Raw genomic sequence first — 16,848 nt, forward strand, 5'->3', positions numbered from 1 at the left:
AACAGTCGGAGCAGCTGCGGCGGGTTTCCAGATGTTGCTGTCAAGGCGCGTGCCGACATGAAATGGTTCCGATCAAACATCAGAATGGGATCGCAGCTCGCGTTGCTCGCGCTGGCGATCCAGTTTCTGTTGTCGTTCGGACATTTCCACGGCGGCCACGCGTCAGTTGCATCGGCGGATGCGACGCGGCAGGGACTGCACGACGGCATTGCTTTCGCGGCTGATGCATCGGACCAGGCCGTTTCACCTGCGAATATCCCTGGCCCGAAGGTCTTTGGTGCGAAGATCGTGGTCCCGGTCCGGCTGAAGACCTCTTCCGATCATGCGCCCTTGGGTCATGCCGGCGACGATTGCGCGATCTGCGCCGTCATGGCGCTGGCCAATACCATGCTGGACGCGGCACCACCTTTGCTGCCGTCGCCGCATGCGACCGCATTCTCCTACAAGCCTATCGCCGCACGCTTCGCCGAACCGGACCCGGTACGCGTCGCCTTCCAGCCGCGCGCGCCGCCGACCGCCTGACATCGGTGGCCGGCATGACGTGTTCACGTCCATTCGGCCGCATCGCGATCTCCGCGGCATTCCGCAAGCGCTTTGGCTGGCCGGATGCATGCGTCACATTCTGATCCGCAACTGGACCGCACTATGAAACGTTTTTCCCTTCGAGCGACTCTTGGCGTGATGAATCTCGGCTTGATGTCGGCGCTCGCGACACTGTTGCTTGCGTCGCCAGCATCCGCGCAGCAGCAGGGCGCAGCCCCCGCGGCGCAACAAGCTCCCGCGCTGTCGCAACCCGCGACCGTTCCGGCGCAAGCCGCGCCGGCGATGCAGGCTCCGGCGACATCGGCGGCCATTCCATCCGCGCCGGTGCCCGCAGCCTCGGACGCGCCGGTTTCCGCCGATACCGGCGGCAAGGCGCTGAAATCGACCGGGCTGCACGAGCTGTCGCCGTGGTCGATGTTCCTGTCGGCCGACGTCCTGGTCAAGGCCGTGATGATCGGGCTGGCCTTCGCCTCGCTGATGACCTGGACCATTTTCATCGCCAAGATGGTCGAGCTGTCGGTCGTGCAGCGCAAATTGCGCGGGGCCCTCAAAAAGATCGGCGATGCCCGCTCGCTGGCGGAAGCGCAGTTCGCGCTTGGCGCCAAGGACAGCGTGCTGTCGTCGTTGCTGGCCGCCGCAATGCGCGAGGGCAGGCTGTCGGCGGGAATTTCCAGCGACGCCGGCATCAAGGAGCGGGCGGCCTCGAGCTTTGCCGAGATCGTGCGCGCCGAGGCGCGGCGGATCCGGCTCGGCATGGGCGTGCTGGCGACCATCGGCGCGACGTCGCCCTTCGTCGGACTGTTCGGCACGGTGTGGGGCATCATGAACAGCTTTATCGGCATTTCGAAATCGCAGACCACCAATCTGGCCGTGGTCGCACCCGGCATCGCCGAGGCGCTGCTCGCCACCGCCTTCGGCCTCGCCGCGGCGATTCCGGCCGTCATCATCTACAATCACTTTTCGCGGGTGACGAAGGGTTACCTGGAACTGATCGGCCGGGCTTCGGGCGCGGCGGCACGGCTGTTGTCGCGCGATCTCGACCGCACCCATGTCAGTTCGCTCGGCAGCATCAATTCGCGCGCGGCGGAGTAGGCGATGGCCATTTCACTCTCAGACAGTGACATCGACGACGACCATGATTTCGCGGAAACCCACGAGATCAACGTCACGCCGTTCATCGACGTCATCCTCGTCCTTCTGATCATCTTCATGGTGGCGGCGCCGCTGTCGACCGTCGATCTTCCGATTGACCTGCCGTCCTCGACCGCGACCCCGCAGAAGAAGCCGGACAAGCCGACCTATCTCACGATCAAGCCCGACCTCGCGCTGGCGGTCGGGGAGAACCCGGTCAAGCGCGGTGATCTCGTGCGCACGCTGGATGCGATGGCAGACAGCAGCAAGGATCGCTTCATCTTCCTGCGCGCCGATCGCGCGGTGCCTTACGGCGAGATGATGGACGTGCTGGAGATTCTGCGCGCCGGCGGCTATTCGAAGATCAAGCTGGTGGCGCTGGAAGGTGTTCCGAACGCGGACCCACCGGCGCTGGAAACTCCAAAACCTTGAGCGCAAGACTTGAGCGTATCAAGACCTTGAGCATATGACGTGATCGCGATGTCCGACCTCGATACTGAATCAAGATCGTCCCGGCGGCTGTGGATCTTCGCAGGCCTGGGCGCGCTCACGCTTCACTTGGGCGGCGCGGCGCTGGCGATCGCGCATCTCAATAGCGTGGACCTAGATGAGGACCTCGGTGCGCCTGCGATCGAGATCGGCTTGGAGATGACGTCGCCCCATCTGGAACCGACCGATCTGCCGCCGGGTCCGGACACCGAGGCGTCCGTGGCGTCGCCGGCGATCGCCGAACAGAAGGCCGAGCTGAAAGAGACCGACCTGCCAAAGGACACGCCGACGGAAACCGAGGATCCGGATCGGGTGGTGACGCCGAACGATTCCAAGAAGCCGGTGGAGGACGATACGAAAATCGCCGCGGTGCAGGCGGCGGCATCCACGGAATCGGTCGCGGCGGAGGCGACCGCGACGCCGAGTTCGGAAAATATTCCGGAAGGGACGCGCTCGGTCGCTCCGGCGCAGGGAACCGGCGAAAGCGCGCGGCGGATCCGCGCGACCTGGCAGAAGGAACTGATCGCCCATCTGGACAGGCACAAGCGCTACCCGGCGGAGCGTTCGCTGAAGAGTGCCGAGATACTGGTCAGCTTCGTGCTCGACCGGCTGGGACATGTATTGTCGGCCAGTGTGGTCAAGGGATCCGGTGACGCCGCGTTCGATGAGGCGGCGCTGGCGATGGTGCGAAAATCCGATCCGGTGCCGCGGCCACCGCCGACGGTCGCCGACGAGGGATTGAATTTCACCTTGCCGGTGATCTTCCGGGTCAAGGGAAAGAGCTGATTTCCGGGCGGCGTTGACCCGCCTTCAAAGTTTCGGCCGTACGTCAGCGCAGGTAAAACTGGATGCCGACATAGACGACGACCAGGGAGGCGAAGATCAGCGCCACCGGCAGCCGGGGTTTTGCGTCCGTCCCACCCATCGCCTTCCGCCCGGCGGCTTTCTTCGGCGCCGGCGGACGCTTGAAGGCGGTGACGTTGTCTTTCTCTTGAACGGGCGATTGGGCGGGAAGCTCGGGCGGTGTGCCGGCGCCGCCCATCTCGCCGTAATAGGCCTGGTACATCAGCTTGATGGTCGCCTCGGTCGCCTCGGTCTCGGGCATCTGCTTGAGCAGGCCCTTGTAGCTTTTGAGGAAGGTCTGGGCCTCCTGGGGCAGCGCAGACGCGCCGTTCAGCTTGGCCATCATCTTCCAGGTCGCGAAATCGGCTCTGGCCCTAGTGTCCGCGCGTCGCGCGATCAGCATATCGGCAGCCTTGATCACCATGCCCTCGGCCTTTTCCGGCGGTTTATTTGCATTACGCGTTCCCGGTGACCACCAGAAGCAGTTGGATTACATAGCCGGTCATCGTTTGCAGTATGGTTGAGATAATATCAAGATTTAGACCGAACTGCGAACCGGCAAGCGGAAGCAGGATCAGAATTCCGATCAGGATCAGCATTCCGAACGGTTCCAAGCGGGCGAGGGACGCGCCGAGCGCCCGCGGCAGCAGCCCGACCGCGACCCGGCCGCCGTCCAGCGGAGGTATCGGCAGCATATTGAAAACCGCCAGCACGACATTGATGAGAAGTGTGTTTTTGAGGTTGTCGGCGACCCATTGCGCCGCATTCGCAGGCAGGAAGCCCAGGATATGGAACGCCAAAGCGGCGGCCAGAGCCAGCGCGATATTGGTGGCGGGGCCGGCCAGCGCCACCCAGACCATATCGATCCGGGGATTGCGAAGTGCGCGAAAGTTCACCGGTACCGGCTTGGCATAGCCGAACAGAAACGGCGAATGGGCGAGCAGCAGCATCGCCGGCAGTATCAGGGTGCCGAAGGGATCGATATGGACAAGTGGATTGAAGCTGACCCGGCCGCGGTCAAAGGCGGTGTTGTCGCCGAGGGCATGGGCGACGAAGCCGTGCGCGGCCTCATGGAAGGTGATGGCGATGATGAGCGGCAGTACCCAGACCGACAGGTCGTAGAGGCTGATATTCACGGGCGTCCTGACCGGTTCGATGGCTGGGCTGGGCTAACATGTATTCATGAACCAACGCCGCCAACAGGGGGCTTGCGGCTCAGGCCGGCACCGTCCCCTGATATTGCGGCAGGCCGTCGTCGAGCTTCACCCAGTCCATCTTTTCCGCGAACCAGATGTGGTCGGTCGGCGCAAATGCGTTGCGGTCGTCGAAGGTGGCCAGTGCCACGCCCGCAGCGGTTCCGTTCCGCCGCCAGGAGAACAGCCGCGTGCCACAGCTCTTGCAGAACACCCGGTCGAGCGCCTCCGACGAGGCATAGCGGGCCGTCTCGCCTTCGCGGTTTGCGGGAACAGCGCGCGGGCAAAGAAAGGCGATCCCATCGCCTTCTGGCAGTTGCGGCAATGGCAGATGCGGACATTGATCGGCTCGCCCTCGGCCCTGAACCGCACCGCGCCGCACAGGCATCCACCTTCTCGGATCATGATGTCGCCCATGCTCTAATACGTCGCGCGCCCGCCGGAAATATCGAACACCGCGCCGGTCGAGAACGAGCAATCCTCCGACGCCAGCCACGCCACCATCGCCGCGAGCTCTTCCACCAGGACAAAACGGTTCTTCGGGATCTTCGACAGCATGAAGTCGATATGCGCTTGCGTCAGCTGGTCGAAGATCGCGGTCTTGGCCGCGGCCGGCGTTACCGCGTTGACGGCGATGTCGTAACCGGCGAGTTCCTTGCCGAGCGATTTGGTCAGCGCGATCAGGCCGGCTTTCGACGCCGAGTAATGCGCCGCGTTGGGGTTGCCTTCCTTGCCGGCGATGGAGGCGATGTTGACGATGCGGCCGTATTTCTCCTTGACCATCGAAGGTACGATCGCCTTGCAGCAGATGAAGGGTCCGTCGAGATTGATGCGCAGCACCTTGCGCCATTCGTCGAGATCGGTTTCCCACACCGTCTTGTTGACCCCGGCGATGCCGGCATTGTTGACGAGGATGTCGATCTTGCCGAACGCCTTGAGCGTCGCGTCGCGGGTCTGCTCGACCGCGGCGATATCCGACACGTCCACCTTGAACGCGATAACGGAGCTGCCGATTTCCTTGGCCGTCTTCTCGGCGTACGGCAGGTCATGATCCCAGATCGCCACCTTGGCGCCGGAACTGACAAAGCGTTCGGTGATCGCGCGCCCAAACCCTTGCGCGCCGCCGGTGACCACGGCGCAACGGCCGTTCAGATCGATCTTGTTCATTGGGGAGGGTCCTTTCGTTTGGTGGTCCTCATGGTGAGGAGCGCGCTTTTGCGCGCGTCTCGAACCATGATGCCCGTGGCCCATCTTTCGAGACGCGGCCAAGAGGCCGCTCCTCGGGATGAGGAGTTATTTCACATCTCCTACAGCGTCCAGCCGCCGTCGATGATGTGGGCGACGCCGGTGGTGAACGCGCTTTCGTCGCTGGCGAGATAGACCGCGAGGGCTGCGATTTCTTCGGCGGTGCCGAGTCGCCCCATTGGCTGGCGGCTGACGAACATTTCGCGCCCCTGCGGACCCGCCGCCGCCGCGCGGTCCAGCATCGACGGCGTCTCGATGGTGCCGGGGCAGATGCAGTTGCAACGGATGCCCTTGGTGATGAAATCGACGGCTACCGCGCGCGTCAGTGCTGCGACCGCCGCCTTGGTCGCGCCGTAGACGTAGCGGTTGGGGGCCGCCTTGAACACGCCGGCGGCCGAGGAGACGTTGACGATCGAGCCGCCGCCTTTTTCCAGCATGCCCGGCAGGAACGCCCGCAGCGTGCGGTGCATCGACTTGACGTTGAGGTCGAAGGAAAAATCCCAGTCTTCGTCCGAGCATTCCAGCACAGTGCCGTGGTGCACGAAGCCCGCCGCGTTGAACAGGATATCGACCGGGCCGACACGCTTGGCCATCGCATTCACGGCGGCGGTATCGCACACGTCGAGCCGCGCCACTTCGGAGACGCCTTCCTTGGCGAGCGTGGCGAGGCCCTTTTCGTCGATGTCGGTGGCGAACACGGTGGCGCCTTCGCGCGCAAAGGCGATGGCCGTGGCACGCCCGATGCCCGCCGCACCTGCGGTGACGAAGGCGCGTTTGCCCTTGAGGCGGTCTGACATTTTTTTCTCCCGAATATTATCGTCGAATTTTGCTCGTCATACGCGGGCTTGACCCGCGTATCCATCCTCTTCTGAAGAGATGGATTGCCGGGTCAAGCCCGGCAATGACGACAGGTTCTAATGATTATCCCTCGCCACGCCGACTTTCCCGGCGATGTCGTGATAGCGGGTGGCGAACTCCATGCAGGCGCCGGTGGCCTGCTGGCCGACGGTCGAGCGGTAGAGTTCCTGCCACGGCGTCTGGTTGGCGGGATAGGGGAAGCCGCCTTTGGCCTTCAACTCCGCGCGACGCTTCTTGATCTCCTCGTCCGAGATCAGAATATTCGCACTGCCCTTGTTGAGGTCGATGCGAACCTTGTCGCCGGTCTTGAGGATCGCGAGCCCGCCGTCGGCAGCGGCTTCCGGCGTGGCGTTCAGGATCGAGGGCGAGCCCGAGGTGCCGGACTGGCGGCCGTCGCCGATGCAGGGCAGGGACAGGATGCCGCGTTTGATCAGCGCGGCCGGCGGCTGCATGTTCACCACCTCGGCGCCGCCGGGATAGCCGATCGGGCCGGTGCCGCGTACGAACAGGATGCAGTGCTCGTCGATATCGAGCGAGGCATCGTCGATCCGCGCGTGATAATCCTCCGGGCCCTCGAACACGATGGCGCGTCCCTCGAACGCGTTCGGATCCTTGGGATTGACCAGATAACGGTCGCGGAATTCCTTCGAGATGACGCTGGTCTTCATGATCGCGGAATCGAAGAGATTGCCGCGCAGGACCAAAAAGCCCGCGTCCTTCACCAGCGGCTTGTCGTATGTCCAGATCACGTCGCCGTCGGGCCTGGGCGCATCGCGGCAGTTGTCACCCATGCCGCGGCCGTTGACGGTCATGGCGTCTTCATGGATGCGCTTGTGCCGCATCAATTCGCCGACCACCGCCGGCACGCCGCCGGCACGGTGATATTCCTCGCCGAGGTAGAACCCGGCCGGCTGCATGTTCACCAGCAGCGGCACGTCATGGCCGTATTTCTGCCAGTCGTCGATCTCGAGTTCCACGCCGACATGGCGGGCGAGCGCGTTGATATGGATCGGCGCGTTGGTCGACCCGCCAATCGCCGAATTGACGACGATGCAGTTCTCGAATGCCTTGCGCGTCAGGATGTCGGAGGGTTTGAGATCCTCCCAGACCATGCCGACGATACGGGCGCCTGTTTCGTAGGCGATCTGGCCGCGCTCGCGGTAGGGGGCGGGGATCGCGGCGCAGCCCGGAAGCGACATGCCCAAGGCCTCCGCCAGCGAATTCATGGTCGAGGCGGTTCCCATGGTGTTGCAATGGCCGACCGAGGGCGCCGAGGAGGCCACTATATTCATGAACTCCTCGTAGTCGATCTCGCCCGCGGCGAGCTGCTCGCGGGCTTTCCAGACCACGGTTCCCGAGCCCGAGCGCTCGCCCTTGTGCCAGCCGTTCAGCATCGGCCCGCCGGACAGCACGATCGCCGGTAAATTGACGGTCGCCGCCGCCATCAGGCAGGCGGGGGTGGTCTTGTCGCAGCCCGTGGTCAGGACCACGCCGTCCAGGGGATAGCCGAACAGGATTTCCACAAGGCCAAGATAAGCGAGATTGCGATCGAGCGCCGCGGTCGGACGCTTGCCGGTCTCCTGGATCGGATGGGTCGGAAACTCCATCGCGATGCCGCCAGCGGCGCGGATTCCCTCGCGGACGCGGTGCGCCAGTTCGAGGTGGTGGCGGTTGCACGGCGAAAGATCGTTACCAGTCTGCGCGATGCCGATGATCGGCTTGCCGGATTGCAGTTCGTGGCGGGTCAGGCCGTAATTGAGGTAGCGCTCGAGATAGAGCGCGGTCATCCCGGGGTTATGGGGGTTGTTGAACCACTCGCTGGAGCGGAGTTTGCGCCTAGTGACGCCGGTAAGCGGCTTATTCATTGTTGTTTCCTCCGCAATGCATTCTTTGGAACGTAGCCTACCGCGCGATGGCAGCTTTCACCACGTTCAGCAAACGCATCTTCCGTCATGCCGGGCTGGCCCCGGCTTGTTCTAGAGATTTAGTATTAGCCCTGCCCAAAAGGTAGCGCTACCATTTTTTTCGCTACGATCATTTGATTGGGGCGCGAGCCTCAAGGGCTTCGCGCCGCCGAGCTTTGCCGGATCATGAGTTCGAAACCGAGGTCGACCACCGGCTTCGGTGGGTGATTACCGTCAATCGCCGCCGTCACCATGGTGACGGCGCTGCGGCCCATTTCGTAGCGGTTGGTTCGCACGCTGGTCAGGGAAGGGACCGCGGCAGCCATGAACTCCAAATCGTTGAAGCCGACAATCGCCATGGCGTCGGGGACCGATATGTGCCGGCGCTGGCATTCGAAGAGCACGCCGAGCGCGAGGTCGTCATTGACGCAGAGCACCGCCTCGACGTCCGGCGTCCTTGAGAGCAGGTCGGCGAGCAGTGTCCCGCCCAGCGTCACGGTGGTCGGTACCGGGGTGGTCAGGATGATGCGCGGGTCGAACAGCGAGGCCGCCTTCATGGCGTCGCTGTAGCCCTGCAGGCGCCGCTGCACGCGGGGATCCATTTGCGCGCCGAGAAATCCGACGCGCTGGAAACCCTGCGCAAGAAGGTGGGAAACCGCTGCAAATGCGGCATCATAGTGCGAAAAGCCAACCATCATGTCGACCGGGTCGGATCCGATCTCCATGATCTGCGCGATCGGGCAATTCATGGCTTCCATGACCGCGCGGGATTCCGCGGTCTGGTCGATGCCGGTCACGATCAGCCCGGCCGGCTTCTGTGCCTGGAACAGGCGCAGCAGCTTTTCCTCCTGCAGGATGCTGTAGCGCGTATTGGCAAGCTGAATGCTGTAGCGGCTTCCTTCCGAGGCGTCGTAGATGCCGCGCAGCACGTCGGAAAACACATTGTTAGTCAGGGACGGGATCATGACGCCGATCACCTCGGTGCGCTGCGAGGCGAGCGCGCGCGCCGCCAGGTTCGGCACGTAGCCCAGCTCCTTGGCCGCGCTGGCGACCCGTTCCCGCTTGCTCAGGGACAGCGCTTCGGGCTTCCTGAAAAACCGCGATGCGGTGATCGGACTGACCCCGGCGAGCTTGGCAACCTCGGTGAGCCGGATTTCGCCGGACTTCGCTCGTTTCCTCTCCATGGAGCGCTCATATCACAGGAGTTCCCGAAGTTAAACGAAGATTGACAGCGCTACCAGTCGATTGCTAATGGTCGTCGAATTGCGGACAATGGCAATCAAGTTCGACTTCCACATCGAAGTTGAAAAAAGCAGAGCAGCGACGGCTTCGCCGTACGACGCCGGGAAACACGGAGAGGAAGTATATGGCGTCGGTGCAGATTAGCGACGTGCGGAAGTCGTTCGGGGGCTTTGAGGTCCTGCACGGGGTGACTGTTCCAATCGAGGACGGCGCGTTTGTCGTGCTGGTCGGGCCTTCCGGCTGCGGCAAATCCACGCTCTTGCGCATGCTTGCCGGGCTGGAAAACATCACCTCCGGAACCATCTCGATCGGCAACCGCGTGGTGAACAACGTCCAGCCGAAAGAGCGGGACATCGCCATGGTGTTCCAGAATTATGCGCTCTATCCGCACATGACGGTCGCCGACAACATGGGATTTTCGCTGAAGCTGCGCGGCGCCAGCGCCGACGAAATCGGCAAGGGTGTCAAGCGCGCCGCGGAAATCCTGGATTTGACGCCGCTGCTCGATCGCTATCCGCGGCAATTGTCCGGCGGACAACGCCAGCGCGTCGCGATGGGGCGGGCGATCGTACGCGATCCGCAGGTCTTCCTGTTCGACGAACCGCTCTCCAACCTCGACGCCAAACTCCGCGTCGCGATGCGCACCGAAATCAAGGAACTGCACCAGCGGCTGAAGACGACCACGGTCTATGTCACCCACGACCAGATCGAAGCCATGACCATGGCCGACAAGATCGTGGTGATGCATGACGGCATCGTCGAGCAGATGGGATCGCCGCTCGAACTCTATGACAAGCCGGACAACCAGTTCGTCGCCAGCTTCATCGGTTCGCCGGCGATGAATTTCCTCAAGGGCAAGGTCAAGGCGAACGGCAGCGCGAGCTTCGAAGGGCCAAACGGCCTGAAGCTGCCGCTGGCGTCAGCCCCCGCCAATTCCGACGGCCGCCCTGTGGTTTACGGTGTCAGGCCGGAGCATTTCACCATCGCGGATGATGGCGCCGAAGCGGAGATCGTGGTCGTGGAACCGACCGGATCGGAAACCCAGGTCTTCGCCAAACTCGGCGGCGAACAGGTCGTTGCCGTGTTCCGCGAGCGTCATCAATTCAATCCCGGCGACAAGATCCGGCTGAAGCCGGATCCGGGCGTCATTCATCTGTTCGACGAGGCGACGGGCAAGCGACTTTGAACTATCGATGAGGCAATTGGTCGATCAAAGAGCCAATAAAACAGCAATAAAACAGGGAGACGACTTCAGATGAGTCATTTTACAACCGACCGGCGCTCGCTGCTCAAGGGTGGTGCGACCATGCTGGCCGCCGCGGCAACCATGTCGAGCGACCAGTTGCTGGGCTATGCCAAGGCCTGGGCGCAGACCGCGCAATGGAAGCCGGAGGCCGGCGCCAAGATCAATTTGCTGCGCTGGAAGCGCTTCGTCGAATCCGAGGACGTCGCCTTCATGAAGATCGTCGATGCCTTCCAGAAGGCTACCGGCGTGACGATCAACGTGTCCAACGAATCCTATGACGATATCCAGCCCAAGGCGTCGGTTGCAGCCAACACCGGGCAGGGCCTCGACATGGTCTGGGGCCTCTACACGCTGCCTTTCCTGTTCCCGAACAAGTGCACCGACATGACCGACGTCGCTGACTATCTCGGCAAGAAGTCCGGCGGCTGGTTCCCGTCGGGCGAAGCCTACGGCAAGCTGGACGGCAAGTGGATCGGCATTCCCGTGGCGGCCACGGGCGGGCTCGTGAACTATCGCATCTCCGCGATGGAGAAAGCCGGCTTCAAGGAATTTCCGAAGGATCTCGCCGGCTTCTCCGAACTCGTGAAGGCCATGAACAAGAACGGCACGCCCGGCGGCATGGCGCTCGGACACGCCTCGGGCGACGCCAACGGTTGGACGCATTGGGCCTTGTGGGCCCATGGCGGCAACCTGATCGACAAGGACAACAAGGTCGTCATCAACTCGCCGGAGACGGCGAAGGCGCTCGAATACGTCAAGGGTCTCTACGACAATTTCGTGCCCGGTACGGCATCCTGGAACGACAGTTCCAACAACAAGGCTTTCCTGGCGGGCCAGCTTTTCCTCACGGTGAACGGCATTTCGATCTACGTCACGGCGAAGAAAGAAAATCCGCAGATCGCCGAAGACATGAACCACGCCCATCTGCCGGCCGGCCTGGACGGAAAGACCCGGGAAATGCATCTCGGCTTCCCGATTCTGGTCTACAACTTCACCAAATATCCGCAGGCCTGCAAGGCGTTCACGGCCTTCCTGCTCGAGCCTGAGCAGTTCAATCCGTGGATCGAGGCGGCGCAGGGTTACCTGTCGCACTTCCTTAAGGCGTATGATGCCAATCCGATCTGGACGGCTGACCCCAAGAACACGCCCTACCGCGAGGTGGCCGCAACGGCGACGACCCCGGCCGGCGTCGGCAAGCTGGGCGAGAATGCCGCGGCCGCGATCGCCGACTTCGTGCTGGTCGACATGTTCGCGAACTACTGCACCGGACGCGAGGACGTGAAAACCGCGATGGCTTCGGCGGAGCGTTCCGCCAAGCGCATCTTCCGGGCCTGAACTGCCGGCGCGGTTCGCCGCGCCGGATCGTTTCCTGATGACGCTCGGCGCCGGGCAAGCCGAGCGCCGGGCGTCATCTGAAATACATCTGAAATACCTGGAGCCCAGCGCCTTGGAGTTGAGAGCGGAATGAGTACCGTCCAGACATCGATGCCGGTGCCCGCAGCGGGGGCTGATGCGCCGTCGCTTTGGATGCGGTTGCGGACCAACCGTAACTGGATGGCGCTGTGGTTCATGCTGCCTGCGGCGGCGTTCCTGATCCTGTTCCTGGCCTATCCGCTGTTCCTCGGCGTCTGGATGAGCTTTACCGACGAGCGCATCGGCCGTACCGGTGTTTTCATCGGCCTCGAGAACTACCAGTGGCTGTGGGATGATTCCATCTTCTGGCTCTCGGTGTTCAACACGCTGCTCTATACGATCGTTGCGAGCGCCATCAAATTCGCGGTCGGTCTCTATCTCGCGCTGCTGTTGAACCAGCACATGCCGTTCAAGGCGCTGATCCGCTCCATCGTCCTGATCCCCTTCATCGTGCCGACCGTGCTGTCGGCGATCGCGTTCTGGTGGATCTACGATTCGCAATTCTCGATCATTTCATGGTCGCTGATCAGGCTCGGCCTGATCGATCACAACATCAATTTCCTCGGCGACACCAACTGGGCGCGCGGCAGTGTGATCTTCGCCAATATCTGGCGCGGCGTGCCGTTCGTCGCGATCACGCTATTGGCGGGTCTGCAGACGGTATCGCCCTCGCTCTACGAGGCGGCGACGCTGGATGGTGCCACCAGCTGGCAGCGCTTCCGGTTCATCACCTATCCGCTGCTGACGCCGATCATCGCCGTGGTCATGACCTTTTCCGTGCTGTTCACGTTCACGGACTTCCAGCTGATCTGGGCGCTGACGCGCGGTGGCCCGGTGAATGCCACCCATCTGATGGCGACGCTGAGCTATCAGCGCGGCATCATCAGCGGAAGGCTCGGCGAGGGCGCCGCGATCGCGACCGCGATGATCCCGTTCCTGGCGGCGGCGATCGCGATTTCCTGGTTCGGCATGCAGCGCCGCAAGTGGCAGCAAGGATCGAACAATGACTGATTCAGCATTGCCGTCGAAAGTGCCGACTTCCGCCCGCAGCGACGAGAGCGAGGGCATGAGTTACCTGGAGTCGCTGCCGCGCCGGCTGGTGACGCTCTATCTGCCGCTGTTCGTGATCCTGATCGTGCTGCTGTTTCCATTCTACTGGATGGCGCTGACGTCGATCAAGCCGGACGAACAGCTGATCGACATGGACAAGTTCAACCCGTTCTGGGTGATCCATCCGACCTTCAAGCACATCAGCAAGCTGCTGTTCGAGACGCAGTATCCGCGCTGGCTCTGGAACACGATGTACGTGGCGGTCGGCGCCACCGCGCTGTCGATCTTTGCCAGCGTGCTGGCGGCCTATGCGATCGTGCGGCTGAGGTTCAAGGGCGCCGAGGCCGTCGGCGTACTGATCTTCTTCGCCTATCTGGTGCCGCCGTCGATCCTGTTCATTCCGCTGGCCTCCGTCATCCAGGCCTACGGCCTGTTCGACTCGCCGCTGTCGCTTATCCTCGTCTATCCCACGCTGCTGATCCCGTTCTCGACCTGGCTCCTGATGGGATATTTCAAGACCATTCCCTATGAGCTGGAGGAATGCGCATTGATCGACGGCGCGACGCGCTGGCAGATTCTCGTCAAGATCATCCTGCCGCTGGCGATCCCCGGGCTGATCTCGGCCTTCATCTTCTCCTTCACGCTGTGCTGGAACGAATTCATCTATGCGCTGACCTTCCTGCAGTCGACCCCGAACAAGACGGTGCCGGTCGCGATCGTCAACGAGTTCGTCGACGGCGACATCTACAAATGGGGGTCGCTGATGGCCGGCGCGCTGGTCGGTTCGCTGCCGCTGGTCATTCTCTACGCGTTCTTCGTCGAGCACTACGTGTCGGCGATGACGGGGGCTGTGAAAGAGTAGCCCTGTCGGGGCCTCGTGCACCGCACCGACGAATTAATCGGTTCGAGGATCCGCACTCTCAAGTCTCATCCCCGGGGAGCGCGCACTTGGCGCGCGTCTCGAAGGATGGCAGCTTGCACCGTCTGTAGGCGGTCCTTCGAGACGCATCGCTTTCGCGATGCTCCCTGGGGATGAGGTAAATAAGAACAACAAGGAGTTGGGTCTTGCATATTCTGGTACTGGGCGCCGCCGGCATGGTCGGCCGCAAACTCACTGAACGGCTGTTGCGCGACGGGCGTCTTGGCAAGAGCGACATTACCCGCATGACGCTGCAGGACGTGGTGGCGCCGGCGCAGCCCGCCAATTCAGGTTTTCCGGTCGACACCGTGACCTGCGATTTTGCAGTTGCCGGCGCCGCCGAAAAGCTGGTGGCCGACCGTCCTGACGTGATTTTCCACCTCGCGGCGATCGTGTCCGGCGAGGCCGAGCTCGATTTCGACAAGGGCTATCGCATCAACCTCGACGGCACGCGGATGCTGCTGGATGCGATCCGGCTGATCGGAAACGGCTACAAGCCCCGCGTGGTGTTCACGTCGTCGATCGCGGTGTTCGGCGCGCCGTTCCCGGACAAGATCGGCGACGAGTTCTTCAACACCCCGCTGTTGAGCTACGGCACCCAGAAGGCGATCGACGAACTGCTGCTGGCCGATTACACCCGCCGCGGCTTCATGGACGGCATCGGCATCCGCCTGCCGACCATCTGCATCCGTCCGGGCCTGCCGAACAAGGCCGCGTCCGGCTTCTTTTCCAACATCCTGCGTGAGCCGCTCGCGGGTAAGGAGGCGATCCTGCCGGTCTCCGAGGACGTCCGCCACTGGCATGCCACGCCGCGCTCGGCCGTTGGTTTCCTGTTGCATGCCGCGACACTGGACTCAGGCGTCGTCGGCCCGCGCCGCAATCTCACCATGCCCGGCCTGTCCGCGACCGTCGGCGAACAGATCGCCGCGCTGAAGCGGGTGGCGGGCGATAAGGTCGCTGCCCGCATCAAGCGCGAGCCGGATCCGTTCATTGTCGGCATCGTCGGCGGCTGGCCGCGTGATTTCGAGCCGAAACGGGCGCTGCAACTCGGCTTCACCACGGCCGAAAAGACCTTCGACGACATCATCCGGATTCACGTCGAGGACGAACTTGGCGGCAAGTTCGTGGCCTGAGCCCGGGGATGCAGCCATGACCAAGGTGGCCTGCATCGGCGAGTGCATGATCGAACTGAAGCAGGCCGAACGCGGCCTGTATTCGCGCGGCTTTGGCGGCGATACCCTGAATACAGCCGTCTATCTCGCCCGCCTTGGCGCCGCGGTCGACTACATCACCGCGCTCGGGGACGATACCCTGAGCGACGAGATGATCGCGGGCTGGACCGGGGAGGGTGTCGGAACCAGCCGGGTCGCGCGGTTGAAAGGCAAATTGCCCGGCCTCTACATGATCCAGACTGATGAATTCGGCGACCGCCGGTTCTTCCATTGGCGGGAAAGCGCGGCCGCGCGCAGCCTGATGGATTTACCCGAGACCGACGAGATCCTGGATTCGCTCGCGACCTATGACATCGTCTATCTCTCGGCCATCTCGCTGTCGATCTATAGCACCCAGGGGCGGACCAAATTGCTGGGCGCACTCCACCACGCGCGAAAGCTTGGCGCCCGCATCGCCTTCGACACCAACTTCCGCGCACGTGGCTGGCCCGATCCCGACATTGCGCGCGCCGTCTTTGACGAAGCGTTTGCGGCATCGGATATTGTGCTGGCCTCGACGGAGGATCTGCTGCCGCTTTATCCCGACGAAAGCGACGAGCAATTGATGGCACGCATACCCTGCAACGAGGTTGTCCTGAAACTGCTCCGGCCTGGGAGCCTGGTGCGGTTTGAAGGGGTTTCGCGGGCGGTGAACGCGGAGCCCGCGATACGGCCCGTTGTCGACACCACCGCGGCCGGCGACAGTTTTTCGGCCGCCTACATCGCCGCCCGCCTGGCGGGCGCGGGGCCAGTCGAAGCCGCGCAGGCGGGACATCGCCTTGGCGGCGTCGTGGTGGGCTATCCCGGCGCCATCATCCCGCGCTCGGCCATGCCGGCAAATATGTTGCCCGATCCTCAATCCTCTCGGAAAGCCTCGCGATGACGGCGAAACAGGAAACACTCGCTGCGCTGTTCGGGCCGGCCCAAGTCATCCCCGTCCTGACCATCGAACGGCTCGAGGACGCGGTACCGCTCGCCAAGGCGCTCGTTGCCGGAGGCGTGCGCGTGCTGGAAGTCACGTTGCGTACGCCGGTTGCGATTCCGGCCGCAAAGGCCATCATGGCCGGCGTGCCCGAGGCGATCGTCGGAATCGGCACGATCCTGAATGCGGGCAATCTGGCGCGCGCGGAGGCGATCGGCGTCAAATTCGGCATCAGTCCGGGCGCAACGCCTGAGTTGCTGAAGGCCGCCGCCGCGAGCGGGTTGCCGTTCGCGCCGGGGATCGCGACGGCCTCCGAACTGATGCAGGCGCTCGCTCATGGCTTCAACCTCGTCAAGTTCTTCCCGGCCGAGCAATCCGGCGGTATCAACGCCCTTCGCGCGCTGGCGGGTCCGTTTCCGGATGCCCGGTTCTGCCCGACCGGGGGGATTGGCGAAGCCAACGCCAAGGGGTGGCTGAGCGAGCCGAACGTGGTGGCGGTGGGCGGATCCTGGCTGTGTCCGGCGGCGGAAATCCGCTCAGGCAACTGGGCCGGCATAACTGCCATTTGCCAGCGGACGATGAAATCGCTGAAACCGGCGTGAATTCCTCCAGCCAATAGACTAGATATCGATCAGAGCC

General features: G+C 63.1%; 17 protein-coding genes and 1 pseudogene. 11 read left to right on the forward strand and 7 right to left on the reverse strand.

The window, feature by feature from the left end; translation table 11 throughout:
• The first annotated feature begins 84 nt into the window (after positions 1 to 84).
• The 4 genes from B5525_RS27930 to B5525_RS27945 all read left to right on the forward strand — a co-directional run bounded on the left by B5525_RS27930 (position 85) and on the right by B5525_RS27945 (position 2,949).
• Positions 85 to 522 (forward strand): DUF2946 domain-containing protein, encoded by a 438-nt coding sequence (locus B5525_RS27930; RefSeq protein ID WP_244567607.1) that lies wholly within the window; start codon positions 85 to 87, stop codon positions 520 to 522.
• A gap of 123 nt (positions 523 to 645) precedes the next feature.
• The gene (gene exbB / locus B5525_RS27935; protein WP_079568887.1) at positions 646 to 1,635 is read left to right on the forward strand and encodes a tonB-system energizer ExbB; all 990 of its coding nucleotides are present in this window, start codon (positions 646 to 648) and stop codon (positions 1,633 to 1,635) included.
• Between the two features lie 3 nt (positions 1,636 to 1,638).
• Positions 1,639 to 2,106: a TonB system transport protein ExbD gene (gene exbD / locus B5525_RS27940; protein WP_079568888.1), complete on the forward strand. Its 468-nt coding sequence runs from the start codon at positions 1,639 to 1,641 to the stop codon at positions 2,104 to 2,106.
• 48 nt (positions 2,107 to 2,154) lie between these two features.
• Positions 2,155 to 2,949: a cell envelope integrity protein TolA gene (locus tag B5525_RS27945; RefSeq protein ID WP_079573868.1), complete on the forward strand. Its 795-nt coding sequence runs from the start codon at positions 2,155 to 2,157 to the stop codon at positions 2,947 to 2,949.
• A gap of 43 nt (positions 2,950 to 2,992) precedes the next feature.
• Here B5525_RS27945 and B5525_RS27950 read toward each other — a convergent pair whose 3' ends face one another.
• From B5525_RS27950 to B5525_RS27980, 7 genes and pseudogenes are all read right to left on the reverse strand, one after another.
• Positions 2,993 to 3,409: a hypothetical protein gene (locus B5525_RS27950; RefSeq protein WP_154073888.1), complete on the reverse strand. Its 417-nt coding sequence runs from the start codon at positions 3,407 to 3,409 to the stop codon at positions 2,993 to 2,995.
• A 52-nt stretch (positions 3,410 to 3,461) separates the two neighbouring features.
• Complete coding sequence (locus B5525_RS27955) at positions 3,462 to 4,142, reverse strand: site-2 protease family protein (protein WP_079568889.1); 681 nt, start codon at positions 4,140 to 4,142, stop codon at positions 3,462 to 3,464.
• Between the two features lie 79 nt (positions 4,143 to 4,221).
• Positions 4,222 to 4,604, reverse strand: a pseudogene (locus tag B5525_RS27960) (GFA family protein).
• A gap of 15 nt (positions 4,605 to 4,619) precedes the next feature.
• Complete coding sequence (locus tag B5525_RS27965; RefSeq protein WP_079568890.1) at positions 4,620 to 5,366, reverse strand: SDR family NAD(P)-dependent oxidoreductase; 747 nt, start codon at positions 5,364 to 5,366, stop codon at positions 4,620 to 4,622.
• Positions 5,367 to 5,506: 140 nt separating this feature from the next.
• The gene (locus B5525_RS27970; RefSeq protein WP_079568891.1) at positions 5,507 to 6,241 is read right to left on the reverse strand and encodes an SDR family oxidoreductase; all 735 of its coding nucleotides are present in this window, start codon (positions 6,239 to 6,241) and stop codon (positions 5,507 to 5,509) included.
• Between the two features lie 117 nt (positions 6,242 to 6,358).
• Positions 6,359 to 8,167, reverse strand: coding sequence for an IlvD/Edd family dehydratase (locus tag B5525_RS27975; protein ID WP_079568892.1), 1,809 nt, complete (start codon positions 8,165 to 8,167; stop codon positions 6,359 to 6,361).
• A gap of 191 nt (positions 8,168 to 8,358) precedes the next feature.
• Positions 8,359 to 9,390, reverse strand: coding sequence for a LacI family DNA-binding transcriptional regulator (locus B5525_RS27980; RefSeq protein ID WP_079568893.1), 1,032 nt, complete (start codon positions 9,388 to 9,390; stop codon positions 8,359 to 8,361).
• A 182-nt stretch (positions 9,391 to 9,572) separates the two neighbouring features.
• On the opposite strand from B5525_RS27980, the gene B5525_RS27985 reads away from it, so the two are divergent.
• From B5525_RS27985 to eda, 7 genes are all read left to right on the forward strand, one after another.
• Entirely contained in the window at positions 9,573 to 10,634 is a 1,062-nt protein-coding gene (locus B5525_RS27985; protein WP_079568894.1) for an ABC transporter ATP-binding protein, read from the forward strand.
• A 69-nt stretch (positions 10,635 to 10,703) separates the two neighbouring features.
• Complete coding sequence (locus B5525_RS27990) at positions 10,704 to 12,029, forward strand: ABC transporter substrate-binding protein (protein ID WP_079568895.1); 1,326 nt, start codon at positions 10,704 to 10,706, stop codon at positions 12,027 to 12,029.
• Positions 12,030 to 12,158: 129 nt separating this feature from the next.
• On the forward strand, positions 12,159 to 13,118 hold the full coding sequence (locus B5525_RS27995; RefSeq protein WP_079568896.1) for a carbohydrate ABC transporter permease: 960 nt from the start codon (positions 12,159 to 12,161) through the stop codon (positions 13,116 to 13,118).
• Positions 13,111 to 14,019: a carbohydrate ABC transporter permease gene (locus B5525_RS28000; protein ID WP_079568897.1), complete on the forward strand. Its 909-nt coding sequence runs from the start codon at positions 13,111 to 13,113 to the stop codon at positions 14,017 to 14,019. The genes B5525_RS27995 and B5525_RS28000 overlap by 8 nt, the downstream gene beginning before the upstream one ends.
• A gap of 203 nt (positions 14,020 to 14,222) precedes the next feature.
• The gene (denD, locus tag B5525_RS28005) at positions 14,223 to 15,209 is read left to right on the forward strand and encodes a D-erythronate dehydrogenase (protein WP_079568898.1); all 987 of its coding nucleotides are present in this window, start codon (positions 14,223 to 14,225) and stop codon (positions 15,207 to 15,209) included.
• 16 nt (positions 15,210 to 15,225) lie between these two features.
• Complete coding sequence (locus B5525_RS28010; RefSeq protein WP_079568899.1) at positions 15,226 to 16,170, forward strand: sugar kinase; 945 nt, start codon at positions 15,226 to 15,228, stop codon at positions 16,168 to 16,170.
• A complete protein-coding gene (gene eda / locus B5525_RS28015) occupies positions 16,167 to 16,811 on the forward strand; it encodes a bifunctional 4-hydroxy-2-oxoglutarate aldolase/2-dehydro-3-deoxy-phosphogluconate aldolase (protein WP_079568900.1) in 645 nt (214 codons plus the stop codon). Before B5525_RS28010 ends, eda begins: the two co-directional genes overlap by 4 nt.
• Positions 16,812 to 16,848 lie beyond the last annotated feature (37 nt).

It is taken from the genome of Bradyrhizobium erythrophlei, from assembly GCF_900129505.1.
Classification (GTDB): domain Bacteria; phylum Pseudomonadota; class Alphaproteobacteria; order Rhizobiales; family Xanthobacteraceae; genus Bradyrhizobium; species Bradyrhizobium erythrophlei_D.

Coding starts and splice junctions, on each gene's coding strand:
- B5525_RS27930 (WP_244567607.1), top strand. CDS start 85: ATGGGATCGCAGCTCGCGTTGCTCGCGCTGGCGATCCAGTTTCTGTTG.
- exbB (WP_079568887.1), top strand. CDS start 646: ATGAAACGTTTTTCCCTTCGAGCGACTCTTGGCGTGATGAATCTCGGC.
- exbD (WP_079568888.1), top strand. CDS start 1,639: ATGGCCATTTCACTCTCAGACAGTGACATCGACGACGACCATGATTTC.
- B5525_RS27945 (WP_079573868.1), top strand. CDS start 2,155: ATGTCCGACCTCGATACTGAATCAAGATCGTCCCGGCGGCTGTGGATC.
- B5525_RS27950 (WP_154073888.1), bottom strand. CDS start 3,409: ATGCTGATCGCGCGACGCGCGGACACTAGGGCCAGAGCCGATTTCGCG.
- B5525_RS27965 (WP_079568890.1), bottom strand. CDS start 5,366: ATGAACAAGATCGATCTGAACGGCCGTTGCGCCGTGGTCACCGGCGGC.
- B5525_RS27970 (WP_079568891.1), bottom strand. CDS start 6,241: ATGTCAGACCGCCTCAAGGGCAAACGCGCCTTCGTCACCGCAGGTGCG.
- B5525_RS27975 (WP_079568892.1), bottom strand. CDS start 8,167: ATGAATAAGCCGCTTACCGGCGTCACTAGGCGCAAACTCCGCTCCAGC.
- B5525_RS27980 (WP_079568893.1), bottom strand. CDS start 9,390: ATGGAGAGGAAACGAGCGAAGTCCGGCGAAATCCGGCTCACCGAGGTT.
- B5525_RS27985 (WP_079568894.1), top strand. CDS start 9,573: ATGGCGTCGGTGCAGATTAGCGACGTGCGGAAGTCGTTCGGGGGCTTT.
- B5525_RS27990 (WP_079568895.1), top strand. CDS start 10,704: ATGAGTCATTTTACAACCGACCGGCGCTCGCTGCTCAAGGGTGGTGCG.
- B5525_RS27995 (WP_079568896.1), top strand. CDS start 12,159: ATGAGTACCGTCCAGACATCGATGCCGGTGCCCGCAGCGGGGGCTGAT.
- B5525_RS28000 (WP_079568897.1), top strand. CDS start 13,111: ATGACTGATTCAGCATTGCCGTCGAAAGTGCCGACTTCCGCCCGCAGC.
- B5525_RS28010 (WP_079568899.1), top strand. CDS start 15,226: ATGACCAAGGTGGCCTGCATCGGCGAGTGCATGATCGAACTGAAGCAG.
- eda (WP_079568900.1), top strand. CDS start 16,167: ATGACGGCGAAACAGGAAACACTCGCTGCGCTGTTCGGGCCGGCCCAA.